A 17,526-nucleotide genomic window follows, 5' to 3' on the forward strand; every position below is an offset into this window, starting at 1 on the left:
CCACGGGGTCGGCTCACGGGCCTCACTGACGGCCGAGGCCCGACGAGGCGGCGTACAGCGGGTGCAGGGCGCTCCACGTGGCCTCCCAGTCCGGCATCGCAGCACCGGACAGGTCGGCGTCGAGCCGACGCACGTAGGTGTCCCAGCCGGCGGCGTACCCGGCCGCCTGACCGGGTGAGAGTCGCTCGTGCCGCAGCGTGAGACGCGCCCCGTCGCCGTCGCCGGCGATGCCGACCGTGACGAGGCTGGCAGCCTCCCCCACCGGCCACTCCCAGACGAGCCGACCGGGGGCTGCGCACTCGACGACCCGGCACACCGGGGTGTCGGCGTCGTCGAAGTGGATGGTGAAGGCGCCACCCTCGCGCAGGTCGCCCGACACCGGGGCGAACCACCGCGCAAGCCGGTCGGGGTCGGTGCAGGCCTGCCAGAGGTCGTCGACCGTCGTCGCGTAGTGCCGCTCGAAGACGACGGCCACGGCGTCGTCGCTGCGCTCTATCCGGCCCAGCACCTGCAGCAGCTCATTCATCCCTCATCCTGTCGTCTGGCCCGCGCGCCGCGGGCGATCTCGGTGTCGAGTGCGTCGAGTCGCTGCCCCCAGAACGAGCGGACCTCGCGGCACCACTGCTCGACCTCGTCGAGCGCGCCGGGCACCAGGCGGTAGACCCGCCGCTGGGCGACCGCCTCGGCCTCGACCACGCCGGCGTCGCGCAGCACCCGCAGGTGCCTCGAGATGCCGGGCCGGGCCGTGTCGAAGAGCGCCGCGACGTCGCCCGCCGTCAGCTCCTCACGCGCGAGGTGCTCGACGATCGCGCGACGCGTCGGGTCGCTCAGTGCCTCGAAGGTCCCACTCACGCCCCAAACGTAACTTGTCGGTTACGTAACCGTCAAGATACACACGGCTCTGGTCGAGTCAGAGGGCGGCGTCGGGCTGGGCCCCGGCCCAGCGCACCGCCTCGGCGCCGGCGCGGTTGGCCGCCTCGAGCGCCGCCGCGTCGTCGGCTCCTGCCGCCAGGGCGGCGGCCAGCGCCCCGCAGAACGCGTCGCCCGCGCCGACCGTGTCCACCACGTCGCCCGCACCCACAGGTATGCCGTCGACCTGGTGCTCACCCCAGCGGGCCCCCGCCTCACCGAACGTGACGAGCAGCGAGCCGGGCACGAGGTCGGAGTCGGCGAGCTGCCGCATCTCCGACTCGTTGACGACGACGGGGTCGCACACGGCGACGGCGTCCCAGAGCAGGGGCGCGTACGGGGCCATGTTGAGCACGACCCGGGCACCCGCCCGGCGCGCTGCGAGCGCCGTCCGGGCGACGGTGTCGAGCGGCACCTCGAGGGAGCACAGCAGCACGTCACCCGGGCCGATCCCGACCGATGCCACCGCCTCGTCCCGCACGAGGCCGTTGGCGCCCGGCACGACGATGATGGTGTTCTCGCCCGCGTCGTCGACGGCGATGTACGCGGTGCCCGTCGGCGCCTCAGGGTCACGCGTCACGGCCGTCCCGATGCCGGCGGCGTGCAGCCGAGCCAGGTAGGCGTCTCCGGCCTCGTCGGCGCCGACGGCGCCGACCATGACGACGTCTGCCCCCGCGCGGCGGGCCCCCATGGCCTGGTTGCCGCCCTTGCCGCCGGCGAACCGTCCGTCCGCCTCGCCGAGCAGGGTCTCGCCGGGCAGGGGGTGCCGCTCCACGCGGGTCACGACGTCGACGTTGAGCGAGCCGAGCACCACCACGCGACCCATCAGCGCTGCCCCACGCGGCCGAGCAGGGTGTCGGCCCACAGCCGGGCGTAGCGGCCACCGTCGACGCCGAGGGCCACGTCCACGCGGACCGGGGCCTCACCGTGCGGGTCGTGCTTGATCGCCCCGCTCCAGTCGCGGCGGTCGACGATGGTGCGCCCCCGCGACCAGTGGCCCGCGAGCTCGACGCGGATCGGCAGCACCTGGGTGCGCAGGGCCTCGCGGTCGATGACCGCGCAGACGGCACCGGCGTCGCCGATCGTCGCGTCCTGGCCGCCCAGCCGCTCGCGCTGGAAGTCCATCAACCGGCCGCCCAGCTCGGCCGGCCCGCGCCCGCCGACGGCGACGAGCTCGGCCGCCGCCTCGGTCGAGATGACCGGGTCGTAGAACACGTCGAGGCCGTACATCGTGACGCGGATGCCGAGGTCGGCCGCGACATCGAGCGTGACCGCAGCGGCCTCGGGGTCGTGGAAGACGTTGAACTCGGCCGACGCCGTGGCGTTGCCGACGTTGGCCGCTCCGCCCATGAAGACGATCTCCGAGATGCCCGCCGCCACGTCGGGGTAGGTGCGCAGCAGCAGGGCGATGTTCGTCAGGGGGGCGAGGGGCACGAGGGTGACGGGGCGGCCGGCGACGGCGGCCTCACGGCATACGTCCCGGAGCAGCTCCACGGCATGGCGAGGGTCGGGCGCGAGCGAGGGTGCGGGCCACCCGAGGTCGCCCATGCCGTCCTCGCCGTGGACGTGTCGGGCGTGCAGCGGCGGCTCGAGGAGCGGCCGCTCGGCGCCACGCGCGACGGGCACGTCGGCGCGGCCCGCCGTCTCGAGCACCGTGAGCGTGTTGCGCACGACGTCGTCCACGGGGGCGTTGCCGCCCACGCACGACACCGCGCGGAGGTCGAGAGCCGGGTGCAGCGCTGCGAGCAGCAGGGCGCACGCGTCGTCGACGCCGGTGTCGACGTCGAGCACGACGGGAGTGGGTTCGGTCGTCACAGCGGCAACGTACCGGGTGGTGCCGTGCCCCGTCGCCGGGCCACCGTGGTCGCGGCGGGGCGCACGGAGCGTCGCACCGCACCCACGGCCCCACGAAGCTCGAGGCGGGGCGAGATAGGGTCGGATGATGCGCCAGAGCCCCAGCCGACGCCGCCTCCCGACGACCGTCCGGAGGCTCGCCACGCTCGCCGCCGTCGTGTCGACGGTCGCCGCCTGCTCGTCCGCGCCCACGTCGACCAGCACGTCGACCAGCACGTCGAGCAGTGCGGCCGGCTCCTCCGCCACCTCGCCCAGCAGCACCACGAGCCCGACGCCGTCGACCACGTCGAGCCGCGCGACGACCACCACGCCGACGCCCTCCCCCACTGCGACGGTGGGCGGCTCCACCTCCTGTGCCCCGAGCATCGTCGCCCGCATGGACGCCGGCGAGCGCGCCGGTCAGCTGCTCATGGTCGGCCTCGACACGGGGGCGCGCCGCACGAGCCTCGATGCGCTGGTCGCCAAGCGCCACCTCGGCGGCGTGGTCCTCCTCGGCGGCTGGTTCAACGGCGCCGACCGCGTCCGAGCGACGACGCGACACCTCGCGAGCCTGGCCTCCGACCGCGCCACGGCCGGCCTCGGTCTCTTCCTCGCCGCCGACCAGGAGGGCGGCCAGGTGCAGCAGCTGCGCGGCGACGGCTTCACGCGTATGCCGTCGGCCCGCGTCCAGAACCAGGGCTCGCCGGGCGAGCTCACCGCCGACGCCACCCGCTGGGCCGACCAGCTGCGCGCTGCCGGCATCAACGTCAACCTGGCCCCGGTCGCCGACACCGTGCCGACGTCGGTCGGCCGCGCGAACGGTCCCATCGGGCAGCACGACCGGCAGTTCTCGAGCGACCCCGAGCGGGTGTCGCGGATGGTGGGCTCCTTCATCGCCGGCATGCGCGCCGGCGGCGTGGCCTCGACCGTCAAGCACTTCCCCGGCATCGGCCGCATCACCGGCAACACCGACTTCACGTCCAGCGGCATCACCGACCGCACCACGACCGTCGACGACCCGTTCCTCGAGCCGTTCCGCACCGGCATCCAGGACGGGGTCGAGCTCGTCATGGTCGGCTCGGCCATCTACAGCCGCATCGACCCCGGCACCAACGCCACCTTCTCCAAGGCGGTCGTCACCGACCTGCTGCGCGGCCGGCTCTCCTACGACGGGGTCGTCATCACCGACGACGTCGGGGCGGCCAAGGCCCTCGCCGCCGTGCCGGTGGCCCAGCGCGCGACGCGCTTCATCCAGGCCGGGGGCGACATCACCCTGACCGCCCGGCCCTCGACGATCCCCGCGATGCACGACGCGATCACCCGCACGATGGCCGCCGACCCCGCCTTCGCCACGCTCGTCCAGGCCGCGACCACCCGCGTCGTCGACCTCAAGCTGCGCCGCGGCCTCGCCACCTGCAGCTGACCACGGGCCCCTTCCCGCAGGGGGCGGGCGGGGACGCGAGCGGCATCGGCGGCGGCCGGCGGACGCTGGGAGCCGACGTACCGGCATACGGCCGCCGGCGCTCCACGCCGCGAGTGTCCCCGCGTGCCCGACGGGCTCAGCCCGGCGGACTTGCCGAGCCGGGTGACCGCCGAGCGTGTGAGCCGGGCTATGCCTGGACGAGGGTGACCGGCATCGACGAGTCCGTCGGCAGACCGAGGTCGCTCGGCTCGCGCCCCTTCGACACCATCTGGGCGCCGAGTGCTGCCACCATCGCGCCGTTGTCGGTGCACAGCCCGGGATGCGGCACGCGCAGGGTCACTCCGGCCTTGGCGCACCGCTCCTCGGCGAGTGCCCGCAGGCGGGAGTTCGCTGCGACGCCGCCGCCGATGAGCAGGTGGTCGACGTCGTGCTCCTTGCAGGCGAGCAGGGCCTTGCGGGTCAGCACGTCGACGACGGCCTCCTGGAAGCTGGCTGCGACGTCGGCGACGGGCACCGACTCCCCCGCACGGTGCCGGGTCTCGACCCAGCGCGCGACGGCCGTCTTGAGCCCCGAGAACGAGAAGTCGAAGCGGTGCCGCTCCATGTCGCGCCCGGTCGTCAACCCTCGCGGGAAGTCGATGGCGATCCGGTTGCCGTCGCGGGCGGCCCGGTCGACGTGCGGGCCGCCGGGGAAGGGAAGGCCGAGCACGCGGGCGACCTTGTCGAAGGCCTCTCCGGCGGCGTCGTCCATCGTCGAGCCGAGCGAGCGCACGTCGTTGGTGACGTCGGGGACGAGCAGCAGCGAGGAGTGCCCGCCGGAGACGAGCATCGCCATCGTCGGCTCGGGCAGCGGGCCGTGCTCGACGATGTCGACGGCGACGTGCGACGCGAGGTGGTTGACGCCGTAGAGGGGCTTGCCGAGGGCGAGCGCGAGGGCCTTGGCCGAGGCGACGCCGACGAGCAGCGCGCCGGCGAGACCGGGACCGGACGTCACGGAGATGGCGTCGAGGTCGCGCAGCTGCACCCCGGCGTCGCGGCAGGCACGCTCGATGGTCGGGATCATGGCCTCGAGGTGGGCCCGGCTCGCGACCTCGGGGACGACGCCGCCGAAGCGTGCGTGCTCGTCGACGCTGCTCGCGACCGTGTCGACGAGCAGCGTCTGTCCGCGCACGATCCCGACCCCGGTCTCGTCGCAGGACGTCTCGATGCCGAGGACGAGGGGCTCGTCGCTCATGCGTCTCCCTTCGGGACGAGGAGACGCATGACGAGCGCGTCGACGTCCCCCGGCTGGTAGTAGCGGCGGCGGACCGAGATGACCTCGAAGCCAGCGCGGTCGTAGAGCCGGCGTGCGGCGTCGTTGTCGGCACGCACCTCGAGGAGCACCGCCTCGACGCCACGGGCGACGGCCCGCCGAACGAGCTCGTCGAGCAGCAGCCGACCGATGCCCCGGCCCTGCGCGGCCGGCGCGGTGGCCACCGTCATGACGTCGGCGACGTCACCCGAGACGTCGAGGCCGGCATACCCGGCGGTGCTCCCGTCGGCGCTCACTGCGACGACGTAGTCACGGCGCGGACGCCCGGCCAGCTCGCTCCACCACGTCGCCTCGGACCACGCGTCGTCGGCGAAGAGCTCCTGCTCGAGCTCGACGAGACGGGCGAGGTCGGTCCACTCGAGGTCGCGGAGCCTCACGTCGGGCGACATGCCGGCACCGTCGGAGGGTTCGGGGCCCCCGGTCGGGGCCGTCGGCTCTGTGGTCGCCACGGTCATCCGAGCGTCGACTTCTTCGACGGCGGTGCCGGCGCGGCGTCGGGGCGGCGGAGGTAGAGCGGCTCGAGCCCGTCGAAGCCGTCTCCCGGGTCGACCCACTGGAGCGCCTCGGCCGGGGTGTCGCCGGTGTCTCGAGTGAGTCGGCGCACGGCGAGGTCGGCCAGCGCTCCCCCGCTGACGTCGAGGGGTCCCGCCGCGTGCGGCAGGGCCTCGGGGTAGAGCGAGGGGCCCCGCCCTGCGCACGGCAGGGCACGCAGCTCGGCCGGCAGGTCCGCTGCGCGAGCGACCGTCGGCGCACTGGTGCGGGCGGCTCCGTCGTCACCCAGGGCGTACCCGGCGGCATACACCTCCTTGCGGCGGGCGTCGGTCGCGACGAGGAGGTCTCCGCGGTGGCCGTCCATCCAGGCCTCGTGGGCGAGCGCGTCGAGGCTCGTGAGCCCCCGCACCGGCAGTCCGAGCGCGAACGCGAAGGTGCGGCCGGTGACGATGCCGACGCGCAGGCCGGTGAACGGGCCGGGCCCGATGCCGACGACGACGTCCGTCACGTCACCGGGCGCGGCACCCGCGGCGCGGAGGGCGGCGCTGATGCCGGGCGCGAGGTGCTCGGCATGGGCACGGGCGTCGAGGGTCGTCTCCTCGGCCACCACCGACGTGCCGTCGTGCAGCCCGACGGTGATGGCCGTCGTGGACGTGTCGATCGCGAGCAGGAGCACGGTCGTCAGGCTATCCGAGGCCCACCGTCGCGCTGGACGGCGCGGTCGGGCAGCGCGTCAGGAGCGCGGGGCCAGCTCGTCGAGCACGGCGTCCCAGCGGGAGCCGACGCCGGTGAGCTCGACGGTGCGCTCGTCGTCCCCCGTGATGGTGAGCTCGAGCCGCGTGTCGCTGAGCTGCTCGGCGAGACCCGCACCCCACTCGACGACGGTGACGCTGGCGTCGAGGTCGGCGTCGAGGCCGAGGTCGTCGAGCTCGAGGGCGCTGCCGAGGCGGTAGGCGTCGACGTGCACGAGCTCGGGGCCGCCGACGAGCGAGGGATGCACCCGGGCGATGACGAAGGTTGGTGACGTGATCGGCCCGCGCACGCCGAGACCTTCGGCGACGGCCTGGGTCAGGGTGGTCTTGCCCGCCCCGAGGTCTCCGGTCAGCACGAGCACGTCGCCGCCGCGGAGCAGCGCCCCGAGCCGACGCCCGAAGTCCTGGGTCTGCGCGAGGGATGACCAGCGCACCTCGCGCCGGTTGCCCGCTCGTTCGCCCATCGTGCTCAGGCCCCCTTGGCGCGGGGGGTCGAGGAACGCGGCGTCTTCGCGCGGGCCGCCTTGCTGCGGCCCGTCCGCACGAGGTCGGCCGCCTCCTTCTCGAGCCGGCGCTGGCGCCGGTTCTTCGCGACGTCGGTGACGACGCGGCGCACGCGCGGCTGCTTCGAGACCTCGATCTGCTCGGCGCGGGCACGGGTGGCCTGGTCGACGAGCTGGATGAGGTGGGCGTTCAGCAGGTCGGGGTGCTCGAGCATGATGACGTGCCCGGCGTCGTTGACGACGATGTGCTCGGCGCCGGGGATGCCCTCGACGATGAGCTCGCTGTGCGACGGCGGGGTGAGGATGTCCTCGCGCCCGTTGAAGACGAGCACCACCGCGTTGCGGAACTCGCCGAGGGCCGGTCGCTTGTCGAAGCCGTCGAACGTCTGGAGGTAGTCGTTGACGACGTCGAGCGGGGTGCCGAGCAGGATGTCGGCGGTGTAACGCACGACCGAGCGGGGCACCGGCGACGCGAACGAGTTCTGCTCGACCATGAAGTGCTCGAGGTCGCGGGCCGCGCGCCGCATCTTGGTGAACACCTCGGGGCGACGCGCGAGCGAGCCGAGCACGCCGGGCCCCAGCCGCTCCAGCATGAGCCGGCCCAGGGTGGCGACGCGGCCACCGTTGGCGAGCATGAGGCCGCCCGGGCTGGTCGCGACGAAGCCCGCCCCGACGACGCGGTCGAGCACCAGCTTCGGGTCGTGCTCGCCGAGCGCCAGCATCGTCATGCCGCCCATCGAGTGCCCGACCAGCACGAGGTCGCCCTCCGGCGCCATCTCGGCCAGGACGGTGCGCAGGTCCTGCCCGATGCGGTCGATCGTGTAGCTCTCCTTCTCGCCGCGCCCGGAGCGGCCGTGACCGCGCTGGTCCCACGAGACGACGCGGTAGCCGGCCTCCTTGAGGGCGCGGCGCTGGTAGACCCAGCAGCGCAGGCTGAGGCAGTAGCCGTGGGTGAGCACGACCGTGGGCAGCTCGTCGGCGCGGCCGTGGCGGGTCGAGCCGTCCGCCGCCGCTGCTGCCGCCTCGGGGGTCGGCAGGTCGATCTCGACGTGCAGCGCCACGCCGTCGTCGGTGAGGACGACGTGCTGCTCGTCGGGCTCGATGTCGAGCAGCTCGGGGGTCTCGAGGGCCGCCATCGCGGCGCGGTGCTTGCCGGCGCGGTCGGCGGCGATGCCGGCGGCGACGCCGGCGGCCACGCCCAGGGTGGCGGCGGCGATGCCGATGACGGGGTTGCGGCGGGGGCTCATGCGAGCCCCGCTTCGACGGCGGCGCCGGCTGTGGCGGCGTCGGCCGTGGCGGCGCCGGCCGTGGTGGCGCCGGCCGTGGTGACATCCGAGCCGTCGGCGTGCGTGGCGGGCGCGCCCTCGTCGCCGATGAGCAGTCGCGGCACCCGCGCCCCGAGCCGGGTGACGATCTCGTAGCTGATGGTGTCGGTGGCGTCGGCCCAGTCCTGGGCGGTGGGCTCGCCGGGTGCCCCGCCGAAGAGCGTGACGACGTCGCCGGCCCGGGCCGTGGAACCCGGCCCGAGGTCGACGACGAGCTGGTCCATGCAGACCCGGCCGGCGATCGTGGTGCGGCGCCCGTCGACGAGCAGCGGCCCGACGTTCGTGGCGTTGCGCGGGATGCCGTCGGCGTAGCCGGCGGGCACGAGGCCGACCACGGTGTCGACGTCGGGCACGTAGGCGTGGCCGTAGCTGATCCCCTGCCCCGCGGGCAGCTGCTTGACGAGGGCGAGCCGGGCCCGCAGCGTCATGACCGGGCGCAGCCCGAAGTCGTCGTCGACCTGTGGCACGGGCGTGAGGCCGTACATGGCGATGCCGGGCCGCACGAGGTCGGCGTGCGCCGAGGGGTGCACGAGGGTCGCGGCAGAGTTGGCGAGGTGCCGCACCTCCGGGCGTATGCCGGCCTGCTCGGCCTCGGCGACCGCCTCGAAGAAGCGCTCCTGCTGGGCGAGCACGGTGGGGTGCTCGGGCGAGTCGGCGTGGGCGAAGTGGGTCCAGATGCCGACGACGCGGACGGTGCCCTCGGCCTCGAGGCGCCGGGCGTGCGCCACCAGGGTGCCCCAGTCTGCGCCGTAGGCGCCGCCGCGCCCCAGACCGGTGTCGACCTTGAGGTGCACGCGGGCGGTGCGACCGAGGGCGGCAGCTGCGGCGGCGATCTCGTCGAGCACCCACGGGGCGGAGGCGGACAGGTCGATGTCGCGGCCGACGGCACCGGCGAAGTCGGAGCCCGGCACGCTCAGCCAGGTCAGCAGCCGGGTCGTGATCCCGGCGTCACGAAGGGCGAAGGCCTCGGCGAACTGGGCCGCCCCGAGCCAGGTCGCGCCGCCGCGCAGGGCGGCCCGCGCCACCGGCAGCAGGCCGTGGCCGTAGGCGTCGGCCTTGACGACGGCCATGAACTCCGACGCCGGCGCGAGGGCGCGGAGGGTGCGCACGTTGGCCTCAAGGGCCGTCAGGTCGATCTCGGCCCACACCGTGAGGCCGCGGGTGTCGGGCACGAGGCGCTCGGGGGGCACGGCCGCACTCCCGGCGTCGGCGGCCTCGGCGGCGTCGATGGTGCTCATGGGTGCAGTCTCGCAGTTCGTGGTGTGGGTCGCTGAGCGGGGCAGGGCGGCGGCGGCCCTGCCGGTCACCCCGGTGCTGACCGTCCCCGTGCGAGCAGGTCGCGCACGGCGGGCCGGATGCCGTGGGCCACCGCGAGGGCCCGCAGCGGGCCCCCGCCCGAGGCTCGGTCGGCGGCAACGCCGTGCACGAGCGCGCCGAGGGAGGCGGCGTCGTGCGGCTGGAGGCCCGCCGCGAGCAGCGTCCCCACGACGCCGGACAGGACGTCGCCCGCGCCCGCGGTGGCCAGCCACGTCGGGGCATCGGCCTGGGCGCGCACGGCGTGGTCCTCGGTCACCACGAGCGTCGTGGAGCCCTTGAGCAGGACGGTCGCCCCGGTGAGCTCGGCGAGGCGCCGGGCGTGGCCGAGCGGGTCGGCCTTGACGTCGTCGGCGGTGACAGCGGGCCGGTCGGCCGGATCGTCGGAGTGCCCCGAGCCTGCGGCGTCGCCTTCGGCGGGTTCGTTCCGGCCGGTCGACCCGTCGAGGCGGGTCAGCAGGCGGGCCAGCTCACCGGCGTGTGGCGTCAGCACGGTGGGGGCGTCGCGGGGGTCGCCCGAGACGAGGTCGAGGCCGCCGGCGTCGACGACCACGGGCAGGTCGGAGGCCAGGGCATCGCGGGCCGCGTCGAGCTGCGCCGTGGCCGAGTCGTCGTCGGCCTGCGCGTCGAGGCCCGGGCCGACGACCCACGCCTGGACCCGTCCGGCGCCGACGACCGCCTCCGGGACGGCGTGGTGCACGAGGCCGACCGGGGTCGGCGTGCCGACGTAGCGGATCATCCCGACGCCGGCCTCGGCCGCGGCCGTCGTGCACAGCACGGCAGCACCCGGGTAGGCCTCGCTGCCGGCGACGACGCCGAGCACGCCGCGGGAGTACTTGTCGTCGGACGCGTGCGGCACCGGCCAGAGAGCGGCGACGTCGTCCCAGGTGAGCCGCTCCACGGCGGCCGGCACGTCGCCGAAGGGGACGCCGATGTCGACGACGGTGAGCACGCCGGTGGCACCTTCGCCCGCAGGCAGCAGGTGCGCCGGCTTCGGGGTGCCGAACGTCACCGTCTCGTCGGCCCAGACGGCGTCGTCCTCGCCCGCGCCGCCTGCGGGGTCGAGCCCGCTGGCGACGTCGACGGCAATGACCCACGCGTCGTCGTCGATGGCGTCGACGAGCCGGGCTGCCTCGGGACGCAGGCCGGGGCGTCCGCCGATGCCGACGATGCCGTCGAGCACGAGGTCCGCCTCGGCGACGACGTCGGCGGCATCACCCAGCGCGTCGGGGCCCGCGGCCTCCCCGGGTCCGCCGGACGCGAGGTGGACCATGACCCCGGCGGCTTCGGCGGCCGCCAGACCGCCCGCGTGGACCCCCTCGCGGCCGGACGACGCGAGCAGCACCACGGCGGCGGCGTAGCCCGCCTCGGCGAGGTGGGCGACGGCATACAGGGTGTCCCCGCCGTTGTCGCCGCCACCGACGAGCCCGACGACCGTCGTGCCTTCGGTGTCCGACAGCCGCGCAGCGGCGACCTCGGCCAGACCGAGCGCGGCGCGCGCCATGAGCGTGCCTTCGGGCAGGTCTGCCATGGCGGCCTGCTCGGCGGCCCGCACGGCCTCGATGGAGTGGGCGCTGATCATCAGCCCTCCGCGACGACGACGGCCGACGCGATACCCGCGTCGTGCGACATGGACAGGTGGAACGAGTCGACCCCGAGCGTGTTGGCGCGGGCGCGCACCGTGCCGCCGATCTCGAGCGAGGGGCGGCCGTCGTCGTTGGTGACGACGCGGGCGTCGGTCCACTCCATGCCGCCCGGGGCCCCGAGCGACTTGGCCAGCGCCTCCTTCGCGGCGAACCGCGCGGCGAGGGAGGCGATGCCGAGCCCGCGCTCCTCCGGCGTGAAGAGTCGCTCGCGCAGCGCCGGCGTGCGCTGCAGCGTCTCCTCGAAGCGCGCGATGTCGACGACGTCGATGCCGACCCCGACGATCACGTCACTCGACCGTGACCGACTTGGCGAGGTTGCGCGGCTGGTCGACGTCGAGGCCCTTGGCGGTGGAGAGCCAGAGCGCGAAGACCTGGAGCGGCACGACGGTGAGCAGCGGCGCCAGCAGCGGCGAGGTCGCGGGCACGCGGATGACCTCGTCGGCGAAGGGCTCGACGGCCTCGTCGCCCTCCTCGGCGATCACGAGCGTGCGGGCGCCGCGGGCGCGGATCTCCTGGATGTTGGAGACGACCTTGCCGTGCAGGCCGTGCTCACTCGTCGGCGAGGGCACGACGACGAAGACCGGCTGGCCCGGCTCGATGAGCGCGATCGGGCCGTGCTTGAGCTCGCCGGCGGCGAAGCCCTCGGCGTGGATGTAGGCGAGCTCCTTGAGCTTGAGCGCGCCCTCCATCGCGATCGGGTAGCCGACGTGGCGGCCGAGGAAGAGGACCGAGCGGGTGTCGGCCATGAACTTCGCGATCTCCTTGACGCGGCCCATCTGGCCGAGCAGGGTCTCGATCTTGGCCGGGACCTGCCCGAGCTCCTTCATCACCGCGGCCGCGTCGTCGGCGAAGGATCCGCCGCGCAGCTGCGCGAGGTAGAGGCCGAGCACGTAGCAGGCGGTGATCTGCGCGAGGAACGCCTTCGTCGAGGCGACGGCGATCTCGGGACCGGCGTGCGTGTAGAGCACCGCGTCGGACTCGCGCGGGATCGTCGATCCGTGCGTGTTGCACACCGAGACGGTGAGCGCGCCCAGCTCGCGGGCGTGCTTGACGGCCATGAGGGTGTCCATCGTCTCGCCCGACTGGCTGATGGAGACGACGAGCGTGCGCTCGTTGACGATGGGGTCGCAGTAGCGGAACTCGTGGGCGAGCGCGACCTCCACCGGGATACGGGTCCAGTGCTCGATGGCGTACTTGGCGGTCATGCCGGCGTACGCGGCGGTGCCGCAGGCGACGATCGTGATGCGGTCGACGTTCTTCAGCTGCTCCTCGGAGATGCTCATCTCGTCGAGCACGAGCCGGCCCTCGGCGTCGGTACGCCCGAGCAGCGTGTCGGCCACCGCGTGCGGCTGGTCGTGGATCTCCTTCTCCATGAAGGTCGCGTAGCCGCCCTTCTCGGCGGCCGCGGCGTCCCACGTCACCTCGTACGCCTTGCCCTCGGCGGGCGTGCCGTCGAAGTTGATGACGGTGGCGCCGTCGGGCGTGATCGTGACGATCTGGTCCTGGGCGAGCTCGAGGGCGTGACGGGTGTGGCCGATGAAGGCGGCGACGTCGGAGCCGAGGTAGTTGGCGTCGTCGCCGAGACCGACGACGAGGGGGCTGTTGCGGCGGGCGCCGACGACGACGTCGGGCTGGTCGGCGTGGATCGCGAGCAGCGTGAAGGCGCCCTCGAGGTCGGCGACGACGGCACGCATCGCGACCGTCAGGTCGTGCTCGCGCTCGTAGGCGGCGGCGAGCAGGTGGGCGACGACCTCGGTGTCGGTCTCGCTCGTGAACTGGACGCCGTCCGCCAGCAGGCCCTTCTTGAGGCTGTGGAAGTTCTCGATGATGCCGTTGTGGATGAGGGCGAGCTTGCCGTCCCCGCCACCGCGGTGCGGGTGTGCGTTCTCGTCGGTGGGGCCGCCGTGCGTGGCCCAACGCGTGTGCCCGATGCCGGTGGTGGACGCGGGCAGCGGGTCGGCCTCGAGCTCGGCGGTGAGGTTGGCGAGCTTGCCGGACTTCTTGCGGGTCTCGACGTGGTCGCCGTCGAGCAGGGCGACACCGGCGGAGTCGTAGCCGCGGTACTCGAGGCGGGCCAGGCCCTCCATGACGACATCGAGCGCCGTGCCGTCGTTCGTCCGGCCGACGTATCCCACGATTCCACACATGAGGTCCAGCCTAGGGGACCGCCCACGGGCCCGACGCCACCCTCCGGGCGCGCGTCCGACACCCGTCCGACACAATGGCCACCGTGTCGGACTCATCCAGGGAGACGCCGAGCGGCAGCAACGGCGGCAACGGGTCGATCCCCTCCCCCTACGTGGAGTTCGACCGGGCGGCGTGGTCACGGCTGCGCGAGAACCAGCCGCTCAACCTCGACGACGCGGACCTCGCGCGCCTGCGCGGCCTCGGCGACCGGGTCGACCTCAACGAGGTCGAGGAGGTCTACCTGCCGCTGTCGCGCCTGCTCAACTTCTACGTCGGCGCGACCCGGCAGCTGCACCAGGTCACGAGCGACTTCCTCGGCGAGCGCCCGGCCAAGACCCCCTTCGTCATCGGGGTGGCCGGGTCGGTCGCCGTCGGCAAGTCGACGACGGCGCGCATCCTGCGCGAGATGCTCGCCCGCTGGCCCGACACCCCACGCGTCGCCCTCGTCACCACCGACGGCTTCCTCTGGCCCAACGCCGAGCTCGAGCGCCGCGGGCTGCTCCAGCGCAAGGGCTTCCCCGAGTCCTACGACCGCCGGGCCCTGCTGCGCTTCGTCGCCGAGATCAAGTCGGGACGCGCCGAGGTCACCGCCCCGGTCTACTCGCACCTCACCTACGACATCGTCCCCGGCGAGCGCATCGTCGTGCGCCAGCCCGACGTGCTCATCGTCGAGGGCCTCAACGTGCTCCAGGCGCCCGAGGTGCACCCGGTGCGCGGCACCGGCCTCGCCGTCAGCGACTTCTTCGACTTCTCCGTCTACGTCGACGCGTGGGTCGACGACGTGCGCAAGTGGTACGTCGAGCGCTTCCTGCGCCTGCGCGAGACCGCGTTCTCCGACCCCGACTCGTACTTCCACCGGTATGCCGTGCTGTCCGACGAGGAGGCGGTCGCCACCGCCAACCGCATCTGGCGCGAGATCAACGGCCCGAACCTCGTCGAGAACATCCTGCCCACCCGGTCGCGGGCCAGCCTGGTGCTGTCCAAGGGCGACAACCACGAGGTGCGCCGGGTCCGGCTCCGCAAGATCTGAGCGCCACCCGCCGCCCTGCGCGCCCCGCACGCGAGCGGGTGCAGACGCAGGTATGCCGTGTGGCCGGCTCCCGCTGGGAACCGGCCACACGGCATACGTCGGCGGCCTGTCGACCGCGGCTGCTCAGTACCAGTGCGGCGAACGCGCCTGCCACGTGGACCACGCGTTGCAGGGGTTGCCGTAGGACATCTTGATGTACCACATGCCCCACTTCATCTGCGTGATGGGGTTGGTGCGCCAGTCGGAGCCCATGGTCGCCATCTTGCGGCCGGGCAGCGCCTGGACGATGCCGTAGGCGCCCGAGCTGGGGTTCTCGGCCCACCAGCGCCAGTCGCTCTCACCCGTCCAGAGGTTGACGAGGCAGTTGTACTGCGAGTCGCTCGTCCAGCCCTGGTCGACCATGAGCACGCGGGCGGCGGCCTTCGGGTCCTCCTTGGCGTTCGCGATGGCGCGCTGTCGCTCACGCTCGCGCTCGGCCTTCTCGGCGGCCTCGCGGGCCTTCTCGGCCTGCTTGGCCGCCTCCTTCTTCTTCTTCGCCTCGAGCTCCTTGGCCGTGCGCAGCCCGGTGGCGGCGATCGCGGTGCGGCGCTCGTTGCGCGAGACCGAGGCGGCGGCACGGTAGGTCGTGTCGACGGTGGTCGCGCGGGCCAGCTCGTCGGTCTGGGCGGCGACGCCCGAGCCGACGACGAAGGCGGCGGAGTCCGCGCCGATGATGTTCGTGGCCTTGGCGTACGCCAGGCCGGACGCGCCGAGGCCGAGGGCCAGGGCGCCGGCGAGGACCGGGCGGCCGAGGTGGCGCTTGCGCTGCGGGGTCGCCTCGTGGCGGCTGCGGCGGGTGGCCGCGGCCTCGCTCGCGCGCGCCGGCGGGGTGGGGCGCTTCTCGTGCGGGGCGGTCGAGGGAGCCGGGGCGTTGCGGTGCCGGCCTTCATACCGTGCCATGAACGTACGTCACGCCTTCCTGGGTTCGGGGTCAGTGCTCGACGCAGGTGCGGGACGGCAGCTGGCCGTCCCGGAGACTGGTCGTGTGGGAGGGAGGTCCAGGCTGCGACAGCGATCGCACCCCACGGCGAGCGTTATCGTTCCGAGACCTTCGATGAGCAACGGTGCCAGCGCGCGGCACCCGAGAGCAAGTTCGAGCCCAACCGTAATGGGTGGTTGGGGTGTTTTGCGCCTGTGTGCCACAACACGGCGCCCCCCGAAGTCGTGCTCAGGGGGCGCCGTGCGTGACGTGACTCAGGTCACACGTCCAGACCCTCCAACATGTCGGTCACGAGGGCCGCGATCGGGCTGCGCTCGCTCCGGGTCAGGGTGACGTGCGCGAAGAGCGGGTGGCCCTTGAGCTTCTCGATGACGGCGGCCACGCCGTCGTGGCGACCGACGCGGAGGTTGTCGCGCTGGGCGACGTCGTGGGTGAGGACGACCTTCGAGTTCTGGCCGATGCGCGAGAGCACCGTGAGCAGCACGTTGCGCTCGAGCGACTGCGCCTCGTCGACGATGACGAAGGCGTCGTGGAGCGACCGGCCGCGGATGTGCGTGAGCGGCAGCACCTCGAGCAGCCCCCGGTCCATCACCTCCTCGACCACCTCGGTCGAGACCAGCGCGCTCAGGGTGTCGAAGACCGCCTGCCCCCACGGGTTCATCTTCTCGGCCTCGGTGCCGGGCAGGTAGCCGAGCTCCTGGCCACCCACCGCGAAGAGCGGCCGGAAGACGAGGACCTTGCGCTGGATGCGGCGCTCCATCACCGACTCGAGGCCCGCACAGAGTGCGAGCGCCGACTTGCCGGTGCCGGCCCTGCCGCCGAGGCTGACGATGCCGACGTCGGGGTCGAGCAGCAGGTCGAGGGCGATGCGCTGCTCGGCGCTGCGGCCGTGCAGGCCGAACGCGTCGCGGTCGCCGCGCACAAGCCGGATCTGCTTGTCGGCGCCGACCCGCCCCAGACCGCTTCCCCGCGGCGAGAGCAGGACGAGACCGGTGTGGCACGGCAGCTCGGCCGCGCCCGCGTGCTCGACGCGGCCGCGGTCGTAGAGCTGGTCGAGCTCGTCGGTCGTGACCTCGAGCTCCTGCAGGCCGGTCCAGCCCGTGTCGACCCCCTGCTCGTGGCGGTACTCCTCGGCCTCGAGCCCGCAGGCGGACGCCTTGACGCGCATCGGGAGGTCCTTGGACACGATGGTCACGTCGCAGCCCTCGTTCGCGAGGTTCTTGGCGACGGCCAGGATGCGGGTGTCGTTGTCACCGAGGCGGAAGCCCGCCGGCAGCGAGGACGGGTCGGTGTGGTTGAGCTCGACGCGGAGCGTGCCGCCGTCGTCGCCGACACCGACCGGCTTGTCGAGGCGCCCCTCGCTGACGCGCAGGTCGTCGAGCAGCCGCAGGGCCTGGCGGGCGAAGTAGCCCAGCTCGGGGTGGTGCCGCTTGCCCTCGAGCTCGGTGACCACGACGACCGGCAGCACGACCTCGTGCTCGGCGAAGCGGAGCATGGCCCGCGGGTCGGACAGGAGCACCGACGTGTCGAGGACGTACGTCTTGTGCTCGGGCACGCGGTCGCGTGCCGTCGCTGCTGTGGTGGCGCGTGTGGAGGCCGCGGCCGGCTTGGTGGTGGTGCTGCTGGCTGTCGTGCTGGCGTCCGACGTGACCTGACGGGTCGTACGTGCCATGTGCCACTCCCTACGCGGCGCGCTCAGCGCGCCTGATCGCTCCCGAGATGCCGGGCGGCCACCAGAGGGTGGCGTCGTGCCCGGCCCTCCGTCCTGAGCGAGCGCTCCATGGGTGGGCCTCCTGGCAACGTCCGACGGGTGTCGGCCGT

The 17,526-nt window shown here is 73.7% G+C and carries 17 protein-coding genes; 2 read left to right on the top strand and 15 right to left on the bottom strand.

The genetic code is table 11. From position 1 onward, the window contains the following. Window positions 1-22: 22 nt before the first annotated feature. Genes ACYVNR_RS00165 through ACYVNR_RS00180 form a run of 4 tightly spaced genes read right to left on the bottom strand, consistent with a single transcriptional unit; the run spans window position 23 to window position 3,141 of the window. Window positions 23-526, bottom strand: coding sequence for an SRPBCC family protein (locus tag ACYVNR_RS00165; protein WP_461045681.1), 504 nt, complete (start codon window positions 524-526; stop codon window positions 23-25). Further along, window positions 523-852 carry an ArsR/SmtB family transcription factor gene (locus ACYVNR_RS00170; RefSeq protein ID WP_461045682.1) on the bottom strand — a complete coding sequence of 110 codons (330 nt, stop codon included), beginning with the start codon at window positions 850-852 and terminating at the stop codon, window positions 523-525. The genes ACYVNR_RS00165 and ACYVNR_RS00170 overlap by 4 nt, the downstream gene beginning before the upstream one ends. A 58-nt stretch (window positions 853-910) precedes the next feature. Further along, window positions 911-1,735 carry a PfkB family carbohydrate kinase gene (locus tag ACYVNR_RS00175; protein WP_461045685.1) on the bottom strand — a complete coding sequence of 275 codons (825 nt, stop codon included), beginning with the start codon at window positions 1,733-1,735 and terminating at the stop codon, window positions 911-913. Beyond that, on the bottom strand, window positions 1,735-3,141 hold the full coding sequence (locus tag ACYVNR_RS00180; protein ID WP_461045687.1) for a nucleoside hydrolase: 1,407 nt from the start codon (window positions 3,139-3,141) through the stop codon (window positions 1,735-1,737). The genes ACYVNR_RS00175 and ACYVNR_RS00180 overlap by 1 nt, the downstream gene beginning before the upstream one ends. Here ACYVNR_RS00180 and ACYVNR_RS00185 point away from each other — a divergent pair. Continuing rightward, window positions 3,140-4,165 (top strand): glycoside hydrolase family 3 N-terminal domain-containing protein, encoded by a 1,026-nt coding sequence (locus ACYVNR_RS00185; protein WP_461045689.1) that lies wholly within the window; start codon window positions 3,140-3,142, stop codon window positions 4,163-4,165. The two genes, ACYVNR_RS00180 and ACYVNR_RS00185, sit on opposite strands and share 2 nt — an antisense overlap. Before the next feature lie 187 nt (window positions 4,166-4,352). Here ACYVNR_RS00185 and tsaD read toward each other — a convergent pair whose 3' ends face one another. The 9 genes from tsaD to glmS form a co-directional block, all read right to left on the bottom strand. Next, window positions 4,353-5,399 (bottom strand): tRNA (adenosine(37)-N6)-threonylcarbamoyltransferase complex transferase subunit TsaD, encoded by a 1,047-nt coding sequence (tsaD, locus tag ACYVNR_RS00190; protein ID WP_461045691.1) that lies wholly within the window; start codon window positions 5,397-5,399, stop codon window positions 4,353-4,355. Continuing rightward, the gene (gene rimI / locus ACYVNR_RS00195) at window positions 5,396-5,866 is read right to left on the bottom strand and encodes a ribosomal protein S18-alanine N-acetyltransferase (RefSeq protein WP_461045693.1); all 471 of its coding nucleotides are present in this window, start codon (window positions 5,864-5,866) and stop codon (window positions 5,396-5,398) included. Before rimI ends, tsaD begins: the two co-directional genes overlap by 4 nt. A 62-nt stretch (window positions 5,867-5,928) precedes the next feature. Beyond that, complete coding sequence (gene tsaB, locus ACYVNR_RS00200) at window positions 5,929-6,645, bottom strand: tRNA (adenosine(37)-N6)-threonylcarbamoyltransferase complex dimerization subunit type 1 TsaB (RefSeq protein ID WP_461045695.1); 717 nt, start codon at window positions 6,643-6,645, stop codon at window positions 5,929-5,931. Between the two features lie 57 nt (window positions 6,646-6,702). Continuing rightward, window positions 6,703-7,185: a tRNA (adenosine(37)-N6)-threonylcarbamoyltransferase complex ATPase subunit type 1 TsaE gene (gene tsaE, locus ACYVNR_RS00205; protein WP_461045697.1), complete on the bottom strand. Its 483-nt coding sequence runs from the start codon at window positions 7,183-7,185 to the stop codon at window positions 6,703-6,705. A gap of 5 nt (window positions 7,186-7,190) precedes the next feature. Continuing rightward, window positions 7,191-8,471: an alpha/beta fold hydrolase gene (locus ACYVNR_RS00210; protein ID WP_461045699.1), complete on the bottom strand. Its 1,281-nt coding sequence runs from the start codon at window positions 8,469-8,471 to the stop codon at window positions 7,191-7,193. Continuing rightward, on the bottom strand, window positions 8,468-9,787 hold the full coding sequence (gene alr / locus ACYVNR_RS00215) for an alanine racemase (protein ID WP_461045700.1): 1,320 nt from the start codon (window positions 9,785-9,787) through the stop codon (window positions 8,468-8,470). The genes ACYVNR_RS00210 and alr overlap by 4 nt, the downstream gene beginning before the upstream one ends. Before the next feature lie 65 nt (window positions 9,788-9,852). Further along, window positions 9,853-11,445: a bifunctional ADP-dependent NAD(P)H-hydrate dehydratase/NAD(P)H-hydrate epimerase gene (locus ACYVNR_RS00220; RefSeq protein WP_461045702.1), complete on the bottom strand. Its 1,593-nt coding sequence runs from the start codon at window positions 11,443-11,445 to the stop codon at window positions 9,853-9,855. Beyond that, the gene (locus tag ACYVNR_RS00225) at window positions 11,445-11,795 is read right to left on the bottom strand and encodes a holo-ACP synthase (protein ID WP_045187608.1); all 351 of its coding nucleotides are present in this window, start codon (window positions 11,793-11,795) and stop codon (window positions 11,445-11,447) included. The genes ACYVNR_RS00220 and ACYVNR_RS00225 overlap by 1 nt, the downstream gene beginning before the upstream one ends. Before the next feature lies 1 nt (window position 11,796). Then, the gene (gene glmS / locus ACYVNR_RS00230; protein WP_461045704.1) at window positions 11,797-13,656 is read right to left on the bottom strand and encodes a glutamine--fructose-6-phosphate transaminase (isomerizing); all 1,860 of its coding nucleotides are present in this window, start codon (window positions 13,654-13,656) and stop codon (window positions 11,797-11,799) included. 74 nt (window positions 13,657-13,730) lie between these two features. On the opposite strand from glmS, the gene coaA reads away from it, so the two are divergent. Then, on the top strand, window positions 13,731-14,726 hold the full coding sequence (gene coaA, locus ACYVNR_RS00235) for a type I pantothenate kinase (RefSeq protein WP_045187612.1): 996 nt from the start codon (window positions 13,731-13,733) through the stop codon (window positions 14,724-14,726). Window positions 14,727-14,849: 123 nt separating this feature from the next. Here the strand turns inward: coaA and ACYVNR_RS00240 are convergent, their stop codons facing one another. Together ACYVNR_RS00240 and ACYVNR_RS00245 are read right to left on the bottom strand one after the other, a co-directional pair. Further along, entirely contained in the window at window positions 14,850-15,665 is an 816-nt protein-coding gene (locus ACYVNR_RS00240; protein ID WP_461045707.1) for an aggregation-promoting factor C-terminal-like domain-containing protein, read from the bottom strand. 299 nt (window positions 15,666-15,964) lie between these two features. Next, window positions 15,965-17,200 carry a PhoH family protein gene (locus ACYVNR_RS00245; RefSeq protein WP_458802436.1) on the bottom strand — a complete coding sequence of 412 codons (1,236 nt, stop codon included), beginning with the start codon at window positions 17,198-17,200 and terminating at the stop codon, window positions 15,965-15,967. Window positions 17,201-17,526: the final 326 nt, after the last annotated feature.

The sequence above is a fragment of the Terrabacter koreensis genome, from assembly GCF_054783315.1.